The organism is Propionivibrio dicarboxylicus (assembly GCF_900099695.1).
Lineage (GTDB): Bacteria > Pseudomonadota > Gammaproteobacteria > Burkholderiales > Rhodocyclaceae > Propionivibrio > Propionivibrio dicarboxylicus.
In genome coordinates this window covers 681,619-705,653 of the sequence record NZ_FNCY01000001.1, presented here as the reverse complement: position 1 = coordinate 705,653, position 24,035 = coordinate 681,619, and the positions used below count along the sequence as shown (strand labels likewise).

Below are 24,035 nucleotides of genomic sequence, written 5' to 3'. Positions count from 1 at the left end.
AACCCTCCCTCTTTCGGCCAAATTGGCCTACCATTCATTCAGATGTCAAGTAATTGGCATCCGCCGGCCTATGACATAAAAATTTTCCATCAGCTGAGCACCTATAAAAACTCACCGGGAAAGGACCTTCGAAATGGGGAATGTCAGTATCGCAAGACGTTTGCAAATTCTCGCCGTCGTTGCCATCACCTCGCTGCTGGTCCTGGCGGCCTCCGGTGCCTACGTCGCCTATCACCTCCGCGGCAGCATCGACTACCTTTACCGGAATACGCTGCCCAGCATCGAAACCATTGAATCCATCAATCAGGATTTCCTGCGCTTGAGGCTATCGGTGCTCTACCACTTCCTCAACAAGGATGCCGCCAAGAAGCAAACCTCCGATGCGCAGATCAAGGCGCTGAAGGACAAGATCCGGCAAGGATTGGCACGCTACGAGAAGGATCTCGTTTCCGATGCCACGGACAAGGCGATGCTGGACAAGGAAAAGGGCTATTTCGAAACCTATTTCGTCGAGATCGAACCGGCGCTCGAACGATCTCGGGCCCTCGATGACGCCGGCATTTGGGATGGCGTCGCCAAGGCGACCAAGAACATGACGGTTCTCAGCGAAGCCATCGAGGCACACAAGAAATACAACAACCAGCTGGCTGAAGACTACATCAAGGACTCGGAAGCCAGCGACCGGCGCGGCCAGTTCGTCGCCATCGGCCTGATCGTCCTGTCGCTCACCGTTGTCGGCGGACTCAGCTTCTTCATCATTCGCGAGATTCGCACGCGCATGGGGCGTCTGAGCGGCATGATGAACCAGGTCAACGACACGCTCGATTTCACGGTGCGTATCCCGATCACGCGCATGGACGAACTCGGCCACTCCGCCGACGCTTTCAACCGGCTGATCGAGAAGTTACAGACGAGCCTCCGATCGATTGCCGAGAGCACGCGTTCAGTCGCCGCGGCCGCCGACGAAATGAACACCACCTCCGGTCACGTCGCCACCGCCTCGCAGCAGCAAGCCGCAGCGGCCTCCGACATGGCGGCAACCGTCGAGCAACTCACGGTCAGCATCAATCACGTCGCCGACCGGGCCGGCGAGACCAGCCGCCTGGCCAAGGAATCGGGCGAGGTCGCCGGGCGCGGCGAGCATGTCATTGCAGAGACCAGCACGGAAATTCACGAAATTGCCAGCACGGTCGGCGAAGCCGGAGAACTCATTCACAGTCTCGAATCGAATAGCCAGCAGATCGCCAACGTCCTTCAGGTCATCCGGGACGTCGCCGAACAGACGAATCTGCTCGCACTCAACGCTGCCATCGAAGCTGCCCGCGCCGGCGAGCAAGGCCGCGGCTTTGCGGTCGTCGCTGACGAAGTGCGCAAGTTGGCCGAACGCACCGCCACCTCGACCCAGCAAATCGCCAAGACCATCGACACCATGCGCACCAGCGCAAGCGACGCGGTCGCCAGCATGACGACGGTCAACACCAAAGTAAAATCCGGTGTGGACAAGGCTCAGGAGGCCAATCAAGCGATGCTGCAAATCGGCGAGGGGGCACGGTGCTCGATCGACATGGTCGAGGAAATTGCCGAAGCCATTCGCGAACAGGGAGCCGCCACCAACAATATCGCCTCGCAGGTCGAACGTATCGCCCAGATGTCGGAAGAGAGCAGCGCAGCGGCAGCCAACAGTGCCGAAGCCGCGAACACGCTCGACCGACTGGCCAAGGATATGCAGCGCATCGTCAGCGCCTACCGGGTCGCTTGACGTTGGCCTTCGACGCTTAATGCCAGTGAGGACAGGCCCGGTTAAATGCAGACTGCGTTTAACCGGGGACCTTTTCTATTGAGTTGTGTGCAATCCCGCAAGATACAGATCAATGATGACCGGCCCGTCGGCAGCCAACGAGAAAAGCCGCGGATCGAGCGTCCAGTTGACCACGAGGCCGTCGGCCGCCGCCATCAGACCAATCGCTGCCAGATGCGGGTCTAGCGAAGCGGGCAGATAGCCACGTGCCTGCGCCAACCGGAAGGCTTCTTCACTGACCGCGAGATAACGGTTTCCGCATTCGAGATGCTTGTCCCGACTGCGCGCCATTTCCCCGACATACTCGCATTTATGCCAGACGATCTCTATGACGCGGAGATAGCGCGGATCATTGACGATGCGTTCGAAGAAATGCGATGCGAGTTTGCGCAGGAGGTCGACCGGATTGGCGTCGTCGTCGGCCCGCAACTCGGCAAGCTTCGTCTCGAACGGGTCGAAAACCCGCTGGATCATGGCATCGAACAGATCGGCCTTGTTCTTGAAGTGCCAATACACGGCACCGCGCGTCACCCCGGCCGCCGTCGCGATTTCCGCCAGCGAGGTGCGACTGACGCCATGTTCCTTGAACACGAGTTCAGCCGCATCGAGAATCGCGTTCCGGGTTTCCTGCGCTTCCTCCTTGGTTTTCCTGACCATGATGATGATCCTCCTGCATGACGCCCATAGACCAATGCCAGGTACGCAAGTCACGATTCTAGCGCGAAACGGCGAATACATACACTCATGAATGTATGTAAATATCATGCAGCGCCACGCCGATCCGTCGCTGTTCGTCGGCGATTTTGTCAGGCGAGCAATTTTGGCAAGGCCGCGCACAACACGGCCACGCCGGAAAAGCTCAGCAGGAGTAGAACGATCTGGCGGAAGCGCGCCTGGCTCATGCGCGCATAGACGCGCACACCGAAGCGCGCCGGCAGAAACAGTGCCAAGGCCACGACAGGGAACATCGGCCACATCTCGGCGCTGACCACCCCGGTGAATAGATAGGCGACGAAGGTCACCGCCAGCGTCGCCAGGTTGAAGTTCTGGATGACCGCGCGCTGCTCGTCTTTCTCAAGTCCGCGCAGGGTCGTCCACAAGGTCGGGATGGCCCCCGTGATACCGCCGAGACCGCCCATGAAGCCGCCGGCCATGCCCGAGAGCGCGTCGGCAAGGCGACCGCCCCAGCGAATCTGCGGCAGATTGCGGGAAAACAGCATGGTCGGACACCAGGCGACGAGCACGATGCCGAGGATCAGTTTGAAGACATTGGGATCGAGCGACGGCAGGAGCAACACGCCAATCGGAATGCCGACGAGTCCGCCGGCGAGATAGGGCCCGAGGACCTTCAGATGCAGCCCGCGCCGGACCGACACCATGGCAACCAGCTGGCCTGTCAGCGAGCCGAAGACGGCCATCACCGAGACGAGCTTGGGATCGAGTCCCCAGACCCAGATCGACACCGCCACCATGCTGAAAGCGAACCCCGACAAGCCTTGCACAAAACCGGCGATGACGGCACCAACGATCAACAGCAGGTAATCGGGAGAGAACATCGACGAGCCCTCAACTGCCCGACCAGAGCCGATCGCGCACGACGGCTTCATTGACGGCGACTTCGACCACCTTGCGCCGGGAGGTCTGTCCGCTCTTCAGGCTGACGGCGGCGCGCGGCAGGTCCAGGCGGTCGGCAATGAACTCGAGCAGTGCCGCGTTGGCCTTGCCGTCCACCGGCGGTGCGGCCAAACGGATTTTCAGCGCATCGCCGTGCAGGCCGGCCACTTCGGTCTTGCGTGCCGCCGGTTGGATGTGCAGCGTCAGCGTCACCGCGTCACCGCGTGCCTGCAACCAGGTCACCGCACGCGCCTCACAGGAAAATCAGGATCAGCTGCAGCAGGAGAATCGCCGCCAAGGGCGACAGATCGATCATGCCGAGCGGCGGAATGATGCGCTGCAACGGCGCCAGCAGCGGCCGGGTGAATTGATTCACCGGCTGGGAAAACGGCGAATACGGGTTGATCCACGACAACACCGCCTGCAGCACCAGCGCGCCGATCATCAGGTAAACGCCCAGCCGCAGCGTGGCGAGCAAGGCCTGCCCGGCAATGAATGCGACGAGCATTTCCGGCGCGCCGAAACCGATATGCATTCCGCCCAGCAGGGCGACCCGGGCCAGCAGGAGCAGCGCCTGCAACGCATACGCGGGCAGCAGCGACGCCAGGTCGAAGCCCATGAATCCCGGCAGGATGCGCCGCAAGGGCGCGACGATCCAGTTACTCAGCTGAACGACCAGCGCCCCCAGCGGATTGGAGAAGGAGACGCGAAACGCCTGCATCATGAAGCGGAGCAACAATACGCCGCCAAAAAATCCGCCGATGGAATCGAGCAGGAAAAGCAAAGCACGCGTCAACATCAATCACTCTCCAATGCACACACGGTATCGATCGCCGGCACGCTCGCTCAGTCGCGCCCGAACTGTTCGCCGAGTTCGCGGCTACGCGCTGCGGCCGCCAGCGCACCGGCGGCAATCGCTTCGCGTACGCCGTGCTCCGCCATGACGCGCAGCGCCGCCTCGGTCGTGCCGCCCTTCGACGTGACGCGCTCGCGCAGGATCGCTGCGGACTCTTCCGAGCCCTGCGCCAGCTTGGCGGCGCCAAGCACCGTATCGATCGACAGTTGACGCGCCTGTTCGGGCGAGAAACCGAGTTCGGCAGCAGCCTGCTGCATCGCCTCGATCAGCAGGAAGGCATAGGCGGGACCGCTGCCCGAGATTGCCGTGACCGCGTCGATCTGGCCTTCGTCAGCCACCCATAGGGTCGTGCCGACGGCCTGCAGGATTTTTTCCGCGCCGCGCCGCTCGGGCTCGGCAACGCCGGGCAGCGCGAATAGACCGGTAACGCCGGCGCCGATCAGGGCCGGCGTATTCGGCATGGCTCGGACCAGGCGCGTATAGCCGCCGAGCCAGCGCGACAGGTCGCCCAGACGAATACCGGCGGCGATGCTGATGACGAGTTGCTCGCGCAACTTGCCGCTAAACGGTTCGACTGCAGCGCGCAATTGCTGCGGCTTGACCGCCAGCAGCAAAACGTCGCAGTTGAACACTTCTGCCGTCGGCGTCGTCACGCACTTGACGCCGAAGCGCTGCCGCAAGGGCTCGTGGTTCTGCTCGTTGATCTCGATCACCGTGATCGCGCTGGCGGGGACGCCTTTGTCGAGCATGCCGCCGATCAACGCATTGGCCATATTGCCGCCGCCGAGGAAGGTGATTTTCATGGTTTCTGTCTCTCTCCAAAAATCGCGGTTCCGACACGCACCATCGTCGCCCCTTCGGCGATCGCCGCCTCGAGGTCGTGCGACATGCCCATCGACAGCGTATCGAGCGGCATTCCGCCGCGTTGCAACTGTTCAAATGTCTCGCGCAGCGAAGCAAATGCACGTCGCTGCGCGGCAAAATCCTCGATCGGTTCCGGAATCGCCATCAATCCACGCAACTGCAAGCGGGGCAAACCGATCACCGCGGCGGCCAAGGCCGCCACTTCGTCCGGCGCGACACCGCTCTTGCTCGCCTCGCCGCTGACATTGACCTGCAGGCACACCTGCAAAGGCGGCAGGTGTTCGGGCCGTTGTTCCGACAAGCGCTGCGCGATCTTCAGACGATCGATCGAGTGCACCCAGGCAAACGATTCGGCGACCGGACGCGTCTTGTTGCTCTGCAGCGGGCCGATGAAATGCCATTCGAGCCCCAGCGCCGCAAGCGCCTGGGTCTTGGCCACGCCTTCCTGCACGTAGTTCTCGCCGAAGCAGCGCTGTCCGGCCGCAGCGGCTGCCTCGACCGAAGACGCCGGCCAGGTCTTGCTCACGGCCAGCAGCGTCACCGCGGCCGGGTCGCGCCCGAAACGGCGCGCAGCCGCATCGATGCGGGCGCAAACGGCTTGCAGGTTGGCAGAAATAGTCGTCATAATCGGAGCCGAAAGATGCCGCGAGTATAGCATCGCGCTCCGAACACCGCCGAGGGAGACCCCATGGACATCACCGAACTGCTGGCCTTCAGCGTCAAGAACAAGGCTTCCGACCTGCACCTTTCGTCCGGCCTGCCTCCAATGATCCGTGTCCATGGCGATGTGCGCCGCATCAATCTGCCGCCGATGGAACACAAGGACGTGCACGCCATGGTGTATGACATCATGAACGACGGACAGCGCAAGCACTACGAGGAAAACCTCGAATGCGACTTCTCCTTCGAGATCCCCAACCTCGCCCGCTTCCGCGTCAACGCCTTCGTGCAGAAGCGCGGCGCGTCGGCGGTGCTGCGCACGATTCCCTCAAAGGTGCTCTCGCTCGAGGACCTCAACGCGCCGAAGATTTTCAAGGACATTTCCGAATATCCACGCGGCATCGTACTCGTCACTGGTCCGACCGGGTCGGGCAAATCGACGACGCTGGCGGCAATGGTGAACCACATCAACGAAAACGAACAGGGCCACATCCTCACGATCGAGGACCCGATCGAATTCGTGCACGAGTCGAAGAAGTGCCTGATCAACCAGCGCGAAGTCGGACCGCATACGCATTCGTTCTCGAACGCGCTGCGCTCGGCCCTGCGCGAGGACCCCGATGTCATTCTCGTCGGCGAAATGCGCGACCTCGAAACCATTCGCCTGGCATTGAGCGGCGCCGAAACCGGCCACCTGGTATTCGGCACGCTGCACACCTCGAGCGCGGCCAAGACGATCGACCGTATCGTCGACGTCTTTCCTGCCGCCGAAAAGGAAATGGTCCGGGCGATGCTGTCGGAATCCCTGCGCGCCGTCATCTCACAGACCCTGCTCAAGACCAAGGACGGCAGCGGCCGCGTCGCCGCGCACGAAATCATGATCGGCACGCCGGCGATCCGCAACCTGATCCGCGAAGCCAAGGTCGCACAGATGTACTCGGCGATCCAGACCGGCGCACAGGTCGGCATGCAGACGCTCGACCAGAACCTGCAGGACCTCGTCCGCCGCAACATCGTGACCGCCTCGGAAGCGCGCAGCAAGGCCGCCAACAAGGACGCCTTCCCGGGTGCCTGACACGCCAGATAAAGAAAGCCCGCCATGGAACGCGATCAAGCCCTTCGATTCATGCAGGAGTTGCTGCGCCTGATGGTGCAGAAAAAAGGCTCCGACCTCTTCGTCACCGCCAACTTCCCGCCGGCCATCAAGATCGACGGCAAAATGACGCCGGTCTCGAACCAGATCCTCACGGCGCAGCACACCTCCGAACTCGCGCGCTCGATCATGAACGACCGGCAAGCGGCCGAATTCGAAGCCACGCGCGAGTGCAACTTCGCCATTTCGCCGGCCGACATCGGACGTTTCCGCGTCAACGCCTTCGTCCAGCAAGGGCGTGTCGGCGTCATCTGCCGCACCATCAATACGACGATCCCGCGTTTCGAGGACCTCAACCTGCCGCCCGTGCTCAAGGATGTCGTCATGACCAAGCGCGGACTGGTGTTGCTCGTCGGCGGCACCGGATCGGGCAAATCGACCTCGCTGGCAGCGATGATCGGCTATCGCAACGAAAATTCGTTCGGGCACATCATCACCATCGAGGACCCGGTCGAATACGTGCACGACCACCGGAGCTGCGTCATCACCCAGCGCGAAGTCGGCGTCGACACGGAGTCGTGGTCGGCTGCGCTCAAGAACACGCTGCGCCAGGCGCCCGACGTCATCCTGGTCGGCGAAATCCGCGACCGCGAAACGATGGACTATGCAGTCGCCTTCGCCGAGACCGGCCACCTTTGTCTCGCCACGCTGCATGCCAACAGCACCAACCAGGCAATCGACCGGATCGTGAACTTCTTCCCGGAAGAGCGTCGCCCGCAACTTCTGATGGATCTCTCGCTCAACCTGCGCGCCGTCATCTCGCAGCGCCTGATCCCGCTCAAGGAAGGCAAGGGCCGTGCCGCGGCGATCGAAATCCTGCTCAACTCGCCGCTGGTATCGGACCTGATCTTCAAGGGCGAGGTGCACGAGATCAAGGAAATCATGAAGAAATCGCGCGAACTCGGCATGCAGACCTTCGACCAGGCCTTGTTCGATCTCTATGAGGGCGGCAAGATCAGCTACGAAGATGCCTTGCGCAACGCCGATTCGGTCAACGACCTGCGCCTGCAGATCAAGCTGCACGGCAAAGAATCGAAAGATCGCGATGTCAGCGCCGGTCTCGACCATCTGGAAGTCATGTAAGGCCATGAATCGGCGCCATCCCCGGCGCCGCAAGCCCTAACGCGAAAAATCAGGAATTCCGAAAAAGCCGCCTCCGCGGCTTTTTTTATACAGAAATTCAATAAACGAAATTGACTTTCACAATGCGCAAAATTTTTGTACAATCGCTAATTCCAGGAGTGCATTTTGTTATTCCGATATTGCACCAAGAGGCCTGACAAACGCCATGCGGTCTGACAAAAACTCCCAAACCCCAGAAGCGGAGAGCGTTTATGTTCGAAGTACGCATTCATGGCCGGGGAGGCCAAGGCGTGGTGACGGCGGCGGAGATGCTGTCGATCGCCGCATTTGAAGAAAACCATCACGCGCAAGCATTTCCAAGCTTCGGCTCCGAGCGGACCGGGGCGCCGGTCGTGGCCTACTGCCGCATCGACGACAAGGAAATCCGGCTGCGCGAACCGATCATGCAACCGGATGCACTGATCATCCAGGACCCGACGCTGCTGAGCCAGATCGACGTTTTCGCCGGTCTCAAGCACAACGGTTTCGTCCTCATCAACACCAAGAACAGCTTTGCCGAACTGGGCCTCGCCGAACTGGTGAGCACCTGGTCGGCCGACCGCCTGTGCATTCTGCCGGCCACCGACCTCGCGCTCAAGCACGTTGGACGCCCGGTGCCGAACGTGCCGCTGCTGGCGGGTTTTGCCGCGCTGTCGGGCAAGATCAAACTCGAATCGGTGTGCAACGCCATCAACGTCAAATTCTCGGGCAAGGTCGCCCAGGGCAACGTCGCCGCCGCGACCGAAGCCTTCGAGATCGTCCGTGCCCATGTCGAAAGCACCCGCAAGGAGGTTGCCCATGCTTAAGCAAATGGAAGGCTCGCAGGCCGTCGCCGAAGCGATCGCGCTGTGCCGTCCGGAAGTCATCTGCGCCTATCCGATCTCGCCGCAGACCCACATCGTCGAAGGGCTTGGCGAGATGGTCAAGGGTGGCGAACTGCCGGAATGTGAATTCATCAACGTCGAATCCGAATTCGCCGCGATGAGCGTGGCCATCGGCTCCTCCGCTGCCGGCGCCCGTACCTACACGGCAACCGCCGCGCAGGGCCTGCTGTTCATGGTCGAAGCCGTCTATAACGCATCGGGCCTCGGCCTGCCGATCGTGATGACCGTCGCCAACCGCGCGATCGGCGCCCCGATCAACATCTGGAACGACCACTCCGACTCGATCTCGCAACGCGACAGCGGCTGGATCCAGCTGTTCGCCGAAACCAACCAGGAAGCCGTCGACCTGCACATCCAGGCCTTCAAACTGGCCGAAGAGCTGTCGCTGCCGGTGATGGTCTGCATGGACGGTTTCATCCTGACCCACGCCTACGAGCGCGTCGATATCCCGAGCAAGGAGCAGGTCGACGCCTTCCTGCCCAAGTACGAACCGCGCCAGGTGCTCGACCCCAACGATCCGGTCTCGATCGGCGCGATGGTCGGTCCCGAAGCGTTCACCGAAGTCCGCTATCTTGAGCACCAAAAGCAGATGCAGGCGCTCGAACTGATCCCGGAAATCGCCGCCGAGTTCAAGGCAGGCTTCCAGCGCGACTCGGGCGGTCTGGTGCGCGGCTATTGTCTCGAGGACGCCGACACCGTCGTCGTCGCCATGGGCTCCGTGCTCGGCACGATCAAGGACACCATTGATGAGATGCGCGATGCCGGCGTCAAGATCGGCGTGCTCGGCGTCATCTCCTTCCGTCCGTTCCCGCTCGAGGCCGTGCGCGCCGCGCTGAAGAACGCCAAGCGCGTCGTCGTCGTCGAGAAGACCTTTGCCGTCGGCATCGGCGGCATCCTGGCCACCGACATCCGCACGGCCATGGACGGCATCGCCATCCGTGACTACACCGTCGTCGCCGGTCTCGGCGGCCGCCCGATCACGCGCAAGTCGCTCCGCGAAGTCTTCAACAAGGCCACGTTCGACGAACTGCCTGCACTGACCTTCCTCGATCTCGACTGGGCCATCGTCAACAAGCAGCTGGCGCGCGAACGCGCCAAGCGCCGTTCCGGCCCGACCGCCGAAAACATCCTGCGCGACGTGGGCGACCATGTTGCCCAACACAGTTGAGGAGTCGTTCATGAGCTTTCAACCCGTCAAGTTTTACCAGACCGGCACCTTTACCGTCGGCAACCGCCTGCTCGAACCCGATCAGCGCAGCGTGCAGGCCAACATGGAGCGGACCAACTCGCTCAACTCCGGCCACCGCGCCTGCCAGGGCTGCGGCGAGGCGCTCGGCGCCCGCTACGCCATCGACGCGGCGATGCACGCGACCAACAACCAGCTGATCGCCGCCAACGCTACCGGCTGTCTTGAGGTCTTCTCGACGCCCTACCCGGAAACCTCGTGGCAGGTTCCCTGGATCCACTCGCTGTTCGGCAATGCCGCCGCCGTCGCCACCGGCATCGCCGCGGCGATCAAGGTCAAGCGCCTGAAGGGCGAGACCAAGGAAGACGTGCGCGTCGTCGCCCAGGGCGGTGACGGCGGCACCACCGACATCGGCTTCGGCTGCCTCTCCGGCATGTTCGAGCGTAACGACGACGTGCTCTACATCTGCTACGACAACGGTGGCTACATGAACACCGGCGTTCAGCGCAGCTCGGCGACGCCGCCGGCCGCGCGCACGGCGACGACGATGCCGGTCGGCGCCGAACCCGGCAACCCGTTCGGCCAGGGCAAGTTTGTGCCCTCGATCGCGATGGCGCACGAAATCCCCTACGTCGCGACCGCCACCGTTGCCGACCTGCGTGACCTCGAACACAAGGTCAAGAAGGCGATGACCTTCCGCGGCGCCCGTTACATCCACATCCTGGTGCCCTGCCCGCTCGGTTGGGGATCGCCTTCCGGCGACACCATCAAGCTCTCGCGCCTGGCCAAGGAAACCGGTTTGTTCCCGGTCTTCGAAGCACAGTACGGCGAAATCACCGGCTCGGCCAAGATTCGCGAACCGCTGCCGGTCGAGGAGTACCTGCGGCCGCAAAAGCGCTACGCCCACCTGTTCGGCAAGAAGCCGGCCTATGAAACCATCGTCCGCCTGCAGGCGCTCGCGGACCGCAACATCCGCAGATACTCGCTGCTCGACAAGGAGGCGAACTGATGAACAAGCCTTTTGCAATCACCCTCGATCCCGGTTCCTCGCTCGCCAACCACACTGGATCGTGGCGGACGGAACGTCCTGTCTACGTTGACCGTCTCCCGCCCTGCAACAACCAGTGCCCGGCCGGCGAAGACATCCAGGGCTGGCTGTTCCACGCCGAATCCGGCAACTACGAGGCCGCCTGGCGTCACCTGACGACCCACAACCCGTTCCCGGCGATCATGGGCCGCGTCTGCTACCACACCTGTGAAGGCGCCTGTAACCGCGGCAAACTCGACGCAGCCGTCGGTATCAACTCGGTCGAGCGCTTCCTCGGCGACGAGGCGATCAAGCAGAAGTGGCAGTTCGATCGCCCCGCAGCGGAATCGGGCAAGCACGTGCTGGTCATCGGCGCCGGTCCTTCCGGCATGTCGGCGGCCTACCACCTGCGTCGCCTCGGCCATCAGGTCACCGTCGTCGAAGCCGGCCCGCTGGTCGGCGGCATGATGCGCTATGGCATTCCGAAGTACCGCCTGCCGCGCGAAGTGCTCGACGCCGAGATGCAGCGCATCGTTAACATGGGGGTGCGCGTCGTCCTCGACACGAAGATCGAGAACGTCCTCGACACGATGAAGGAAGGCAGCTATGACGCCGCGTTCCTCGCCGTCGGCGCCCACATCGGCAAGCGCACGGCCATCTCCGACGGCGAAGGCCCGCGCGTTTTCGACGCGATTTCGGTACTGCGCGGCCTGGAAAACGGCGAGAAGATCCCGCTCGGCCGCCGCATCGCCGTCTATGGCGGCGGCAACACCGCGATCGACGTCGCGCGTACGGTCCGTCGTCTTGGTGCCGAACCGATCATCATCTACCGCCGCACGCAGGACAAGATGCCGGCGCACGCCTTCGAAATCGAGGAAGCGCTGCAGGAAGGCGTGACCATCAAGTGCCTGTCGACGATCAAGCAGACCGATCCCAAGGGCATCGTCATCGAGAAGGTTCAGGCCGACAGCCGCGGCTCGCTCCACCCGACCGGTGAGTACGAGACGCTGGAAGTCGACTCGGTGGTGCTGGCGCTCGGCCAGAACGTCGACCTCGGCGCGCTCAAGGGCGTGCCGGACATCGAACTCAATGACGGCGTCGTCAAGGTCGATGCCAACATGATGACCGGCCATGCCGGCCTGTTCGCCGGTGGCGACATGGTGCCGACCGATCGCAACGTCACCGTCGCCGTCGGCCACGGCAAGAAGGCGGCCCGCAACATCGACGCCTGGCTGCGCGGAACGACCTACGCCGCCCCGGAAAAACACCAGATCGCCACCTTCGAGCGGCTCAACACCTGGTATTACTCCGACGCGCCGAAGACCGTCCGTCCGATGCTCGACGTGATCCGTCGCCAATCGACCTTCGACGAAGTCCAGGGCGGTCTCGACGAGACCAACGCGCTGTTCGAAGCGCGCCGCTGCCTCTCCTGCGGCAACTGCTTCGAGTGCGACAACTGCTACGGCGTCTGCCCGGACAACGCCGTCATCAAGCTCGGCCCCGGCAAGCGCTTCCAGTTCAACTACGACTACTGCAAGGGCTGCGGTCTCTGCGTCGCCGAGTGTCCTTGCGGCGCCATCAACATGGTGCCGGAAAACATCTGATCGGCAACGCTTCGTTGTGCGCTTCAGAAAAAGCAGGGCTTCGCGCCCTGCTTTTTTTTCGCCGACGCAACGGGCCGGATGCCCGGATGCCAGCGACACTCACTGCCACTGTAATCGCGACACGAATCCACGGGTGATATTCCGGTGACAGGATAGACTCGGCAGATTTCGGTTGCAGCCACCGGAAGATTTTTTGTCAGTGCAATTGAGGGAGAAGTCCGTCAATTCCTTCGGGTGCGTGCGCGAAAACACTCCGAGGCAAGAACCGGGTCGCCGCAACGCCAGAGCCTCGGTTCGCGACAACCGCCTTCGTCGCTGATCGCCCCCCTTTGCCGAGATGCATTGGAACCGTCCTTTTCCGGATGTTACCAAGGCGATTTGAATCTCCATAAGAAAAGCCATCGCACGATGGCCACGGAGATCTTTCCCATGTCATCCCAACAGACCCTCCGCGATCTTATGACCGAGATCGGCCCTCTCCTTGATCTGGCGCAGATCACCGAGTTTTCCGAGGACGCTTCCTGGCATCTCGTATTCGATACCGATATCCACATGGATATCGAATACGACCCGAAAGGCGAACGCTTGATGATTACCGGCGATCTTTCCGAGCTGCCGCAAGAGCGCGAGAACACTTGCGTAGCTCTCCTGCGCTACAACTACCTCTGGACGGAGCACGGCGGAGTTCGCGCCGCGCTCGACGGCGTACCCGGTCGCCTCGTCCTCATGCTCGAAATGCCCGTTGCTCGACTGGAAATCTCGCGCCTGTGCGCCGCGCTGCGAAACCTTCGGACGGTCATTGAAACCTGGCGGGCCATCCTGAGTGGCAAGACGAGCGCAAGAGAGGCTGCCGAGCAAGTAATCACCATGGCTGGAATCATCCGGTGTTAATTGATCTGGAGGGATGGCGAATGCCCAACACTATCGCAGATGCAAGAACTCTCACCTTAAGCGACATCGTCGATCAACTTGGCGTCAAGCCTGACGATGATGGCAAGGTCAATGACACACGGGAACTGCGCTCAAGAGGCAAGGATTTGTACGTTAAGGAGGAACGAGGGGCCCACCCCTCCGTGGTCAGCCGGAAGTTGCACCGTGAATATGCCATTGAGCGGGTGCGCGACAGCCTCGCGGCCGAGTTCAATACGCTCCCCGACAAAGCGCAGCAAGTTCTCCACGACGTGTTCGGCCGGGAGCCCACCCAGATCACCGTAAAAAATCTCCTGCGCTTGCACGAACTGGGAACGAGCGCCAAGAACCTGTACGAAAAGTGCGGCCACAATTTGCCACTAGCATTCGAGGCGGCCAAAGGCGTCGAAGAATTCCCTCAACTCCCCCAGTATGAGCAAATAGCCAAACGCAAACTGCCCGCCGAGCATAAGGAAGCCGAGAAAACGAAGCTGCTTGAACGCGTGGCACAAGAGCTCATCGATGACTACGTGGACCAGAGCAAGGCGCTGAAAGACCTGGTTAAAGAGGAGGATCGACCCGAACTCTTTGCCATACTGCTTAGCAAAATGTCTGAACTTCCCGACTCGTTTGGGTCGTGCACTCGTGATCAAAAGGCTATGTGGATCAGGTTCGCCTCGATACTTGGCCATACCGGGAAAGACCCCAAAACCAATGAAAAATACAGAATATTTTCCCGAGATCAATTGCGATGCATGACCGTCGAACAAAGACTAACCATGCTGGGCACACTGATAAATCGCTTTAGTCAGCTCCGTCTTACCCATGACAATTGGATTCTAGGACATTCTGCCAAGCCAAAGTGGGCCGAGGAAAACTTCGCCGAACAAAAGACCATGTGGCGCTTATACATCTGGATCAGCCAAGGTTTTGGCCTGGACGAATTGGCGCCGCTCGAAGAGGTTAGGGCACTGGAATCATTCATTAAGGCAGCCAGCAAAGACGCGTTCTTTCGCGACGCCTACGCCCGTTGGGACGATAAGAACCAGAAAGAACGCATGGAGGTCTGCCAACGCCTCGTTGATCTGTACGCCGACAAATTCATTCTGATGCAGCACAAACCGTCGGTCGCATTCCTCGACGCCGCCGATTGCCCCCCCAGGGCTTTTACCCGCCCCAGCGTTATTCATCCCTATTTCGATTCAATCAATTTCAACAAGGAAAAAGTACTCACCGGAGACTTCTGCTCCGCTTGCAATAGCATCCTTCATGAATTGACGCACTGTTATCAGCACGAATTGATTTGGCTGAAGAACACATTCCAAATGAATCGTGATGACCCACGCCACCTTCGGGTGAAGATCTTCGAATTCGGCACAGCTTGCTACCAACTGCCGAGTTTTTTTGAGAATCTCGGTTTTTCGGAAGAGACAGCACTGTTCGCATATAAACAAAATGTAATTGAACAGCACGCCTATCAAATCGGCGACTACACCGAGTCCAGGATGCGCGAACTTTTCGCCCAGCAAGACACGACAGAACAAAAAAGCGAATCGGGAGAGACAGAACAAGTAAATGACTCGGGAGAATAACCATGACGATGACTCGCTTCGCAATTTTTGAAATTGCCGATCTCGCCAACGCAGCACAGATCGGAGAAATCGTGATTGCAGGCGCTGGCGCAATCCGCTTGAGCGCCAGCGCCGACGCTCCTTCGACCCTCCGTCTCGGCAACGCCGTCAATGTGGTTCGCACCGCCCGATCCCTTGACCTGCGCAGCGAGTCGATCAGCAACGACGGCCATCTTGTGATGGAAATCGACAAGATCAGCCCCGGCGCCCCACTCTATGCGGCGGCGGTCGCCGATACCTTGTCATGCCGTTATGGCTTCCGCTGCGTCATGCAGGGGGAAGGCGCCGAAAACACCTGACCCTCCGCCATCGGCAAACAGCAGTTTTTCCGGTCATCGAGCTTGGCGCATACCCGGCTCTTTTTTCGTCACATTCCCCTCGCCCCGTCGCCGCCGTCACCTCCGCATTGCCGACAAAAACCTAAACAACTGATTCGTCTGGGAATATTTTTTTTGGTATTGCATTTCATAATTTGCAAAATTTTGTTGCTAGAATAGTTCGTTCTGGGGTGTCAATTTTCTATTCCGATATAACACTAAGCTGCGGATAGAAAAGGGAATCTCGATCAAACTCTCCAAGGGGAGATCTATGGGAACGCAGAGGGGACTGCACCATAACGGCCACAACGGCCACCTTCTGGCAATGGCGAAAAACGTGTCGCCGATTGCCACGCCCTCGTATTTCTCGCGCCCAGACGGCATTTCCGGATCCTTTCATCGATTTGTAGCAAGCCAACCGCCAAGTCAGGCGGCGGGCTGAATTTCTCATCATCCTTTCGGAATTCTCAATATGAAAGCCAAGAAAGCGAAATATCCAGGCATTCCCACCGTCATCAACGGTAACGGCGCAGTCGCCCACGTCATGGGCCAGGTCTGCGGCGGCGTGATCGGCTACCCGATTACACCATCGACGGAGATCTCGGAAATTTACGAAGCCTTCCGTGCGGAAGGCGGCGTCAATGTCTGGGGCAAGCATCCTTTCTTTTTTGAGCCGGAAGGCGAACACTCGGCCCAGAGCGGCGCGCTTGGCGCGCAACTGACGGGCGGCCAGTACATCTCCAACGCCTCGTCGAGCCAGGGCATTCTCTACGCGCTCGAATCGCACTACGTCACCGTCGGCAAGAAGGTCGGCGGCTTCGTGCTGCAGGTCGCCGCCCGCGTCGTCTCGAAGCATTCGCTCAACGTCATGGCCGGTCACGACGACGTCTATGCCCTGCTCTCCTCAGGCTACACGATCCTGTTCGGCTCGAACCCACAGGAAGCCGCCGACCTCGCAGCGATTTCCTACCGCAGCTCGGCGCTGTCGCTGATCCCGGTCGCCAACGCCATGGACGGCTTCGCCACCAGCCACATGATGAGCGAGTCGTATCTGCCCGAACCGGAATTGCTGAAGGAATACCTCGGCGACCCGGAAGGCCGCATCAAGGCGCCGACCGTCGCCCAGGAAGTGCTGTTCGGCGCCAAGGGACGCGTCTTCCAGCTCAACCAGTACCTGTCGCGCCATGAGGCCGACATCACCGCCGACAACCTCGCCGCGCTGAAGAAGTACCTCGACAGCAACGCCGCCAAGGTCGAAAAGGACAACGCCGGCGAGCTCGTCGCCAAGACGCTCGGCTGGCTGCCCGAAGAACTCCACGGTCAGTGGAAGCGCCAATGGGTCAACGCTCTTGAAAAAGGTACCCGCCAGCTCGTTCCGGCGCTCGTCGACGTCAACAATCCGGGCCTCACCGGCGCGGTGCAGAACCAGCCCGACTTCCAGGCCGGCGCTGCCGACCACCGTACCCACTTCGTCAGCGAAGTCCCGGCGCTCGTCCGCCAGGCAATGGCCGAATACTCGACGCTGACCGGCCGTCATTATTCGCCGGTGCATACTTATATGTGCGATGACGCCGAAATCGTCATGGTCGGCCTCGGCTCGGTCTGCGACGACGTCGAAGCCGTCGTCGATTACCTGCGCAGCAAGGGCAAGAAAGTCGGCCTCGTCGCCATCAAGCTGCTGCAACCCTTCCCGGAAGCCGAAGTCGTCGCCGCGCTGGCCGGCAAGAAGGCAGTCACGGTGCTCGAACGTTCCGACCAGACCGCGCTGACCACACTGGTCACCCAAGCGCTGTTCAAGGCCCGTGAAAACGGCGAAGCGAAGACCGTCCGTCACGCCGACATCCCGGCAATCAAGGCCATTCCGCGCCTGACCACGGCCATCTTCGGCCTCGGTGGCCACGATCTGCAGCCGCGTCATCTGATCGCCGCGTTCAAGGCGATGGAAACCGGCAAGAGCGCGCCGCTCGTCTACCTCGGCTCGCAGTTCTTCTCGAAGACCTCGAATCCGCGCCTCGCCGAACTGCAGAAGCGCATGAAGGCCGCGTATCCGGAAACCGAAATGATGGCGCTCGAAGCCGAGCCGAATCCGCGCCTGCTGCCCGATTCGGCCTTCCGCATCCGTTTCCACTCGGTCGGCGGCTACGGCACGATCGCCTCCGGCAAGCTGCTCACCGACATCCTCGCCGGCGCCCTCGACATGCAGTCGAAATCGGCGCCGAAGTACGGCTCGGAAAAGAGCGGCGCCCCGACCAATTACTACATCACGCTGAGTCCCCAGCCGATCAAGATCACCAACGCCGAGCTCGAAGACGTTGAAGTCGTGATCTCGCCGGACCACCGCTCCTTCGTGCACACCAACCCGCTCAAGGGTCTGGCCGATGGCGGCACCTTCATCCTGCAGTCGTCGGGTACGCCCGAGCAGGTCTGGGCCGAACTGCCGGCGCAATTCCGCAAGACGATCCGCGAGAAGAAGATCAACTTCTTCATCATCGACGCCTTCGCCGTCGCCAAGCGCAACGCGCCGACGCCGGAACTCGCCACCCGCATGATGGGCATTGCCTTCATCGGCGCGGTCGCCGGACACGTCAAGCAAGTCGCCGGTGGTGCCTCGCAGAAGGCGATTCTGGAAAAAGTGCGCAAGCAGATCCAGAAGAAGTTCGGCTCCAAGGGCGACGCCGTCGTCGCCGGCAACATGCAAGTGATCGAGGAAGGCATCCAGGCCACGCAGCGCGTCGACTACAATGCCGCCGCCTTCACCAAGATCGACGCCAAGCCGGCGCCGATCGTCCTGCGCAATGTCTCGCTCTCGTCGTCGATGTGCCAATCGTCGGGGTCCTCGACCTGCGGCCTGTTCGATCGCGAGTATTTCAGCGACATGATTGCCACGCCGTTCAAGGAAGGCACCATCGGCGAAGCGCCGGTCCTGCCCGGCACGGGCCTGTTCATGCCGGCCGGCAGCGCTGGCGCCAAGGACAAGGGTCTGTTCCGCCGCACCGTACCGGTCTTCAACGCCGAGGTGTGTACCGGCTGCATGGAGTGCACGCTGGTTTGTCCGGACGCCGCGATCCCGAACACGGTTCATGACATCCACGAACTGCTCGCCACCGGCATCGCCCAGCTTGACGTCACCGAAGCACAGCGCGAAGCCATGCGCGCGCAGATCATCCCGATGACCGAGGGCATCCGCGAAACCTATCGCCAGACGAAGGAAGAGCGGGCGTTCCACGAAGTCGTCGCGGAAGTCGCCGGCAAGCTGCCGACCAAGCAAGCCACGCTGCTCGCCAACTTCACCAAGCTCGTCGACGTGCTCGCCGTCTACCCGGTTTCGAAGACGCGGCCCTTCTTCGACGCGATGGAAAAGGCGACGCCGGGCACCGGCGGTCTCTTCGCCAGCACGATCGACCCGTGGAAGTGCACGGGCTGTCTCGAATGCGTCGAAGTCTGCGGCCCGGGCGCCCTGAGCGCGCAGGAACAGGAACCGGCGCTGCTTGAAATGCTGCAGACCCGCTTCGAATTCATGAGCAAGACGCCAAACACGCCGGTGCGCTTCTTCGACACCGCGCTCGAAGGCGGCGAAGCCAAGCGCCTGCTGCTCGATCGCAGCAATTACTATTCGACGACTGGCGGTCACGGCGGCTGCCGCGGCTGCGGCGAAGTCACCGCGATCCGTCAGGTGATGGCGACCAACCATGCGATCACCGACAAGCGCAAGGAAGCCCACATCGCCGAACTCGAAGAAACGGTGGCGGCGCTGGAAGCGAAACTCGCCTCGCTCGGCAAGAAGGACGCCGCGCGCAGCCAGCGCATCGACACGGCGCTCAAGGCGCTCGAGAAGCGTCTGTACCTCTATGAAGGCGGCCCGACCGGCAACGGCCCGGCTGGCGCGATCATCGCCAACTCGACGGGGTGTAGCAGCGTTTACGCCTCGACCTTCCCGTTCAACGCCTACAACGATCCCTGGGTGAACAGCCTGTTCCAGGACGCCCAGCCGCTCGCCAAGGGCATCTTCGAGGGCATCGCCGCGCAGGCGCTGACCGACATCCGCGCGCTGCGCACGGCCAAGCTCGAACTGGCCGACGCCTACGTGCCGGAACAGCATGACGCCGAAATGCGTCTGCTGAGCTCGGACAAGTTCACGAAGGAAGAGCTGGCCCTGTTGCCGACGATCATCACCGTCGGCGGCGACGGCGCCACCTACGACATCGGCTTCGGCGCCTTCTCGCGCATCCTGGCGAGCAACACGCCGATCAAGGTCGTCGTGCTCAACACTGGCGCCTACTCGAACACCGGCGGACAAGCCTCGACCTCGAGCTTCATCGGCCAGGACTCCGACCTCGCCCGCTTCGGCGCGGCGCACAGCGGCAAGTACGAAGCGCGCAAGGAACTCGGCCTGATCGCCTCGTTCCACTCGAACGTCTTCGTCTGCTCGACGAGCACGGCATTGCAGGGACACTTCCTCAAGAACACGATGGAATTCCTGACCTATACCGACTCGCCGGCAGTGCTCGACGTCTATACGCCCTGCCAGGGCGAGCACGGCGTCGCCGACAACGTCTCGGCGCAGCAGGCGGCCCTCGCCGTCAAGAGCCGGATGAACCCGGTCTTCGTGCACGACCCGCGCCGCGGCAAGACGCTGCACGACTGGTTCTCGCTCGAAGGCAACCCGGAACCGAAGGCAACCTGGAGCAAGCAGACGCTCGAATACCTCGACGACAAAGGCGAGCTCAAGCTGATGACCGTGCCGCTGACGCCGGCGAGCTTTGCGCTGACGGAAATCCGTTTCAAGAAGCAGTTCCGCAAGCTGAAAGCCGATGCCGACAACCAGATGCCGGTCGAGCAGTTCATCGATCTGCCGGAAGCGCAGCGCAAGGGCAAGGTGCCCTTCGTCTTCGCCACCGACGGCAAGAAGAAACTCGTCAAGTACGGCGTTTCGGCGTCGATCGTCGCGCTCGTCGAGGAACGCCGCAAGCACTGGCAACTGCTGCAGTACCTCGATGGCCAGCACGTCTCGAAGATGAGCGACGAGTACAAGAAGGGCATCGCCGCGCTGCAGTCGCAGGTGCAGGAATCGCTCAAGCAACGTGACGCGTCGCTCGACGGCATCGCCCGCGCGATGTCCGAGCTGGCCGCCTCGAGCAAGGCCCAGGTCGGCAATGGCGTCGTCATCCCGATCGCGCCGGCAGGCGCTGCCCCGGCCGCTGCGCCTGCGGCAGCCGGCGCCGCCACCGCCGTCGCCACGGCGATCGTGACGATGGAAGACTCGAGCAAGTGCACGAACTGCAAGACCTGCTATCAGGACCTCTCGGAAATCTTCGAGAAGACCGTGATGGTGGTCAACGGCGAGTCCCGCGAAGTGGCGCGGATCATCCCCGGCGCGCTCGAGCGCGTGGAAGTCACCCCTGAGCTGAAGGCTCGCATCAAGCGCGTCTCGGCCAATTGCGATGCGGAGATCATTCGATGAGTCAAGCAACACCCAACCCGCAGGACGATCTGTACCGCTACCTCAACGCCAGCGAATCGCTGGAGAGTACGCGGTCGCAGATCGAAGCCCTGGAACAGTCCGACGCGGTGAATGCCTTCCATAACCAGATGGAACTCCTGAAGCGCCGGCTGCTCCAGGAGCCGCAGGCCTTCCGCGAGATGTTCATCGCCGACGGCGCCAACGCCATCGTCTGGGAATTCCAGCAGCCCGAGCTTTCCGAAAGTTTCATCAACACCTTCTGGGAGTTCCTGCTGCGCGACGATGACATCAGCAAGGTGCTGATGCGCTTCGTCTGGAATGTGCCACTGGGCCTCAAGCGCAAGTTCGTCAAGGCGCTCGACCAGCACCTGTCCGACCGTTACCCGATGTTCAAGGGGCTGTCGAACGGCTGGCCGGCGGACAGCTTCATCCCGCCGTACATCCGCTCGCCGGAAGAACGTTCGACCGACTTCGAACTCGTCAATCAGGGCTACCTCGGCTACATGAACACCGGCCTCACCGCCCGTGAAGTCGACATGCTCGTCTGGCTCGAAGTGCTGCGCGACAAGCAGTGCGAGGAGCGTCCCTGCGAAATCGGCCTGCATGTGGCCGGCAAGGCCGATCCGAAGGGCGGCTGCCCGGTCAAGATCCACATCCCGCAGGTTCTCAACCTGATGGGCAACGGCCGTTTCCGCGAGGCGATGGAGCTGATCGAGAGCTGCAATCCGCTGCCCAACGTCACCGGCCGCGTCTGTCCGCAGGAACTGCAGTGCCAGGGCGTTTGCGCGCACACCAAGCAGCCGATCGAGATCGGCCAGCTCGAGTGGTTCCTGCCACAGCGCGAGAAGGTCGTCAATCCGGACGGCGTCGCCGAGCGTTTCGCCGGCGTGCCCAACCCGTGGGAACAGGCCGTCAAGCCGCCGATCGCCATCGTCGGCTCCGGCCCGGCCGGCCTCATCAACGCCTACCTGCTGGCGGCTGAAGGCTACCCGGTGACGGTGTTCGAGGCTTTCCACGCGCTCGGCGGCGTGTTGCGCTATGGCATTCCCGAGTTCCGCCTGCCCAACTCGCTGATCGACGACGTCGTCGCCAAGATCAAGCTGCTCGGCGGCAAGTTCGTGCAGAATTTCGTCGTCGGCAAGACGGCAACGCTGCAGGACCTCAAGAACGCCGGTTTCTGGCGCATCTTCGTCGGCTCCGGCGCCGGTCTGCCGCGCTTCATGAACATCCCCGGCGAGCATCTGCTCAACGTGATGTCGGCGAACGAGTTCCTGACCCGCGTGAACCTGATGCAGGGCCTGCGCGAGGACTATGAAACCCCCTTGCCCGAAACGCGCGGCAAGGAAGTCCTCATCATCGGCGGCGGCAACACCGCGATGGACGCGGCACGCACGGCACGGCGCCTCGGCGGCAACGTCACCATCGTTTATCGCCGCACCCGCAGCGAAATGCCGGCGCGCGTCGAGGAACTGCACCACGCACTCGAAGAAGGCATCCAGCTCAAGGTGCTGCGCTCGCCCTGCGAGTTCATCGGCGACGACAAGACGCACTTCGTCATGGCAACGACTCTCGAAGTCATCGCCCTTGGCGAGCCGGACGCGTCCGGACGCCGCAGCCCGGCGCCGACCGGCGAGAAGGAGACGGTGAAGGCCGATCTCGTCATCATGGCGCTCGGCAACGATCCGAACCCGATCATCCGCGACTCGGAACCGAGCCTCAAGACGACGCGCGGCGGCTCGATCGAACTCGGCACCAAGGGCTCGATGCAGACCTCGCTCAACGGTATCTACTCGGGTGGCGACGCGGCCCGCGGCGGTTCAACCGCGATCCGCGCGGCCGGCGACGGCCAGGCGGCGGCGCGCGAGATCGTCGGCGAGATCAATATGTCGGCGGCCGAGATCGCCGGCATGGTCGAGCAGGCCAAGGCCTACACCGAACTCGGCGCGACGCCGCAAACGATCGTCGACAAGATCGACCTCGCCGGCGGCATCGTCGAGTTCATCGTCAAGGCGCCGATGATTGCCAAGTCGGCCCGCGCTGGCCAGTTCGTGCGTGTGCTGGCCTGGCCCGACGGCGAACTGATTCCGCTGACGCTCGCCGACTGGGATGAAAAGGAAGGCACCATCTGCCTCGTCGTCCAGGGCATGGGCACTACCAGCCTCGGTATCAACAAGATGAAGATCGGCGAATCCTTCGCCGGCATCGCCGGCCCGCTCGGCCTGCCGAGCGAGCTGCATCACTACGATCCGAAGAAGCAGACGGTGGTGTTCACGGCGGGCGGTGTCGGTCTGCCGCCGGTCTATCCGATCGCGCGCGAGCATCTGCGCCTCGGTAACCACGTCACGCTGATCTCAGGGTTCCGCAGTTCCAGCCTGCTGTTCTGGATCGCGGAAAACGAGCGTGTCGGCAAGCTCAAGGCCGAATTCGGCGACCTGCTCGACGTCATCTACTGCAGTAACGACGGCAGCTTCGGCATCCACGGCTTCGTCACCACGCCGCTCGAGGAAATGCTCAAGAACGGCAAGAAGAGCAAGGGCCGCGACATCGCCGAAGTGGTCACCATCGGTCCGCCGCTGATGATGCGCGCGGTCAGCGACCTGACCAAGCCGTACGGCGTCAAGACCGTCGCCAGTCTCAACTCGATCATGGTCGATGCCACCGGGATGTGCGGCGCCTGCATGGTGCCGGTCAACCTCGACGGCAGGATGGTGCGCAAGCACGCCTGCGTCGACGGCCCGGAAATCGACAGCCACATCATCGATTGGGACAAGTTCCTGCCGCGCTTCGGCCTCTTCAAGCCGCAGGAACAGGCGAGCAAGGTCAAGCACGGGTTTGCCTGACCGGGTTTAGGCCAACAAAAAGGGCGACCCTGCGGTCGCCCTTTTTTATTGCGTGCTGTGCTTCTGTTCTATCCGTTGTTCAGCGGTTTTTTTGGCGCCTTTTTTGGCG

At 61.8% G+C, this 24,035-nt stretch carries 18 protein-coding genes; 12 read left to right on the top strand and 6 right to left on the bottom strand.

Features of this window, described 5'->3' with window-relative positions:
• Positions 1 to 133 precede the first annotated feature (133 nt).
• Positions 134 to 1,759 carry a methyl-accepting chemotaxis protein gene (locus tag BLR25_RS03425; protein WP_091933380.1) on the top strand — a complete coding sequence of 542 codons (1,626 nt, stop codon included), beginning with the start codon at positions 134 to 136 and terminating at the stop codon, positions 1,757 to 1,759.
• A 75-nt stretch (positions 1,760 to 1,834) separates the two neighbouring features.
• Here BLR25_RS03425 and BLR25_RS03420 read toward each other — a convergent pair whose 3' ends face one another.
• The 6 genes from BLR25_RS03420 to BLR25_RS03395 all read right to left on the bottom strand — a co-directional run bounded on the left by BLR25_RS03420 (position 1,835) and on the right by BLR25_RS03395 (position 5,757).
• Positions 1,835 to 2,455: a TetR family transcriptional regulator gene (locus tag BLR25_RS03420; RefSeq protein ID WP_091933375.1), complete on the bottom strand. Its 621-nt coding sequence runs from the start codon at positions 2,453 to 2,455 to the stop codon at positions 1,835 to 1,837.
• A gap of 149 nt (positions 2,456 to 2,604) precedes the next feature.
• Positions 2,605 to 3,354, bottom strand: coding sequence for a sulfite exporter TauE/SafE family protein (locus BLR25_RS03415; protein WP_091933371.1), 750 nt, complete (start codon positions 3,352 to 3,354; stop codon positions 2,605 to 2,607).
• 10 nt (positions 3,355 to 3,364) lie between these two features.
• Complete coding sequence (locus tag BLR25_RS03410; protein ID WP_091933368.1) at positions 3,365 to 3,655, bottom strand: DUF167 domain-containing protein; 291 nt, start codon at positions 3,653 to 3,655, stop codon at positions 3,365 to 3,367.
• Positions 3,656 to 3,665: 10 nt separating this feature from the next.
• Positions 3,666 to 4,211 (bottom strand): YggT family protein, encoded by a 546-nt coding sequence (locus BLR25_RS03405; RefSeq protein WP_091933364.1) that lies wholly within the window; start codon positions 4,209 to 4,211, stop codon positions 3,666 to 3,668.
• Positions 4,212 to 4,258: 47 nt separating this feature from the next.
• Positions 4,259 to 5,071: a pyrroline-5-carboxylate reductase gene (gene proC, locus BLR25_RS03400; RefSeq protein WP_091933361.1), complete on the bottom strand. Its 813-nt coding sequence runs from the start codon at positions 5,069 to 5,071 to the stop codon at positions 4,259 to 4,261.
• Positions 5,068 to 5,757, bottom strand: a complete 690-nt coding sequence (locus tag BLR25_RS03395) for a YggS family pyridoxal phosphate-dependent enzyme (RefSeq protein WP_091933358.1) — start codon at positions 5,755 to 5,757, stop codon at positions 5,068 to 5,070. Before BLR25_RS03395 ends, proC begins: the two co-directional genes overlap by 4 nt.
• 63 nt (positions 5,758 to 5,820) lie before the next feature.
• Between BLR25_RS03395 and BLR25_RS03390 the strand changes: the two genes are divergently transcribed.
• The 11 genes from BLR25_RS03390 (at position 5,821) to BLR25_RS03340 (ending at position 23,926) form a co-directional block, all read left to right on the top strand.
• The gene (locus BLR25_RS03390) at positions 5,821 to 6,867 is read left to right on the top strand and encodes a type IV pilus twitching motility protein PilT (RefSeq protein ID WP_091933354.1); all 1,047 of its coding nucleotides are present in this window, start codon (positions 5,821 to 5,823) and stop codon (positions 6,865 to 6,867) included.
• A 24-nt stretch (positions 6,868 to 6,891) separates the two neighbouring features.
• Complete coding sequence (locus tag BLR25_RS03385; RefSeq protein WP_091933349.1) at positions 6,892 to 8,028, top strand: PilT/PilU family type 4a pilus ATPase; 1,137 nt, start codon at positions 6,892 to 6,894, stop codon at positions 8,026 to 8,028.
• 251 nt (positions 8,029 to 8,279) lie between these two features.
• Entirely contained in the window at positions 8,280 to 8,873 is a 594-nt protein-coding gene (locus BLR25_RS03380) for a 2-oxoacid:acceptor oxidoreductase family protein (RefSeq protein WP_091933346.1), read from the top strand.
• Positions 8,866 to 10,119, top strand: a complete 1,254-nt coding sequence (locus tag BLR25_RS03375; protein WP_091933342.1) for a transketolase C-terminal domain-containing protein — start codon at positions 8,866 to 8,868, stop codon at positions 10,117 to 10,119. The genes BLR25_RS03380 and BLR25_RS03375 overlap by 8 nt, the downstream gene beginning before the upstream one ends.
• Before the next feature lie 10 nt (positions 10,120 to 10,129).
• Complete coding sequence (locus BLR25_RS03370; protein WP_091933338.1) at positions 10,130 to 11,146, top strand: thiamine pyrophosphate-dependent enzyme; 1,017 nt, start codon at positions 10,130 to 10,132, stop codon at positions 11,144 to 11,146.
• Complete coding sequence (locus BLR25_RS03365) at positions 11,146 to 12,768, top strand: NAD(P)-binding protein (RefSeq protein WP_091933334.1); 1,623 nt, start codon at positions 11,146 to 11,148, stop codon at positions 12,766 to 12,768. Before BLR25_RS03370 ends, BLR25_RS03365 begins: the two co-directional genes overlap by 1 nt.
• A 429-nt stretch (positions 12,769 to 13,197) precedes the next feature.
• Positions 13,198 to 13,659, top strand: coding sequence for a type III secretion system chaperone (locus BLR25_RS03360; RefSeq protein ID WP_176785731.1), 462 nt, complete (start codon positions 13,198 to 13,200; stop codon positions 13,657 to 13,659).
• A 20-nt stretch (positions 13,660 to 13,679) separates the two neighbouring features.
• Positions 13,680 to 15,269 carry a hypothetical protein gene (locus tag BLR25_RS03355; RefSeq protein WP_091933328.1) on the top strand — a complete coding sequence of 530 codons (1,590 nt, stop codon included), beginning with the start codon at positions 13,680 to 13,682 and terminating at the stop codon, positions 15,267 to 15,269.
• A 2-nt stretch (positions 15,270 to 15,271) separates the two neighbouring features.
• Positions 15,272 to 15,607 carry a hypothetical protein gene (locus BLR25_RS03350; protein ID WP_091933325.1) on the top strand — a complete coding sequence of 112 codons (336 nt, stop codon included), beginning with the start codon at positions 15,272 to 15,274 and terminating at the stop codon, positions 15,605 to 15,607.
• A gap of 490 nt (positions 15,608 to 16,097) precedes the next feature.
• On the top strand, positions 16,098 to 21,086 hold the full coding sequence (locus tag BLR25_RS03345; protein ID WP_091933321.1) for a 2-oxoacid:acceptor oxidoreductase family protein: 4,989 nt from the start codon (positions 16,098 to 16,100) through the stop codon (positions 21,084 to 21,086).
• A complete protein-coding gene (locus tag BLR25_RS03340; protein ID WP_091933318.1) occupies positions 21,083 to 23,926 on the top strand; it encodes a sulfide/dihydroorotate dehydrogenase-like FAD/NAD-binding protein in 2,844 nt (947 codons plus the stop codon). Before BLR25_RS03345 ends, BLR25_RS03340 begins: the two co-directional genes overlap by 4 nt.
• The last annotated feature ends 109 nt before the right edge of the window (positions 23,927 to 24,035 follow it).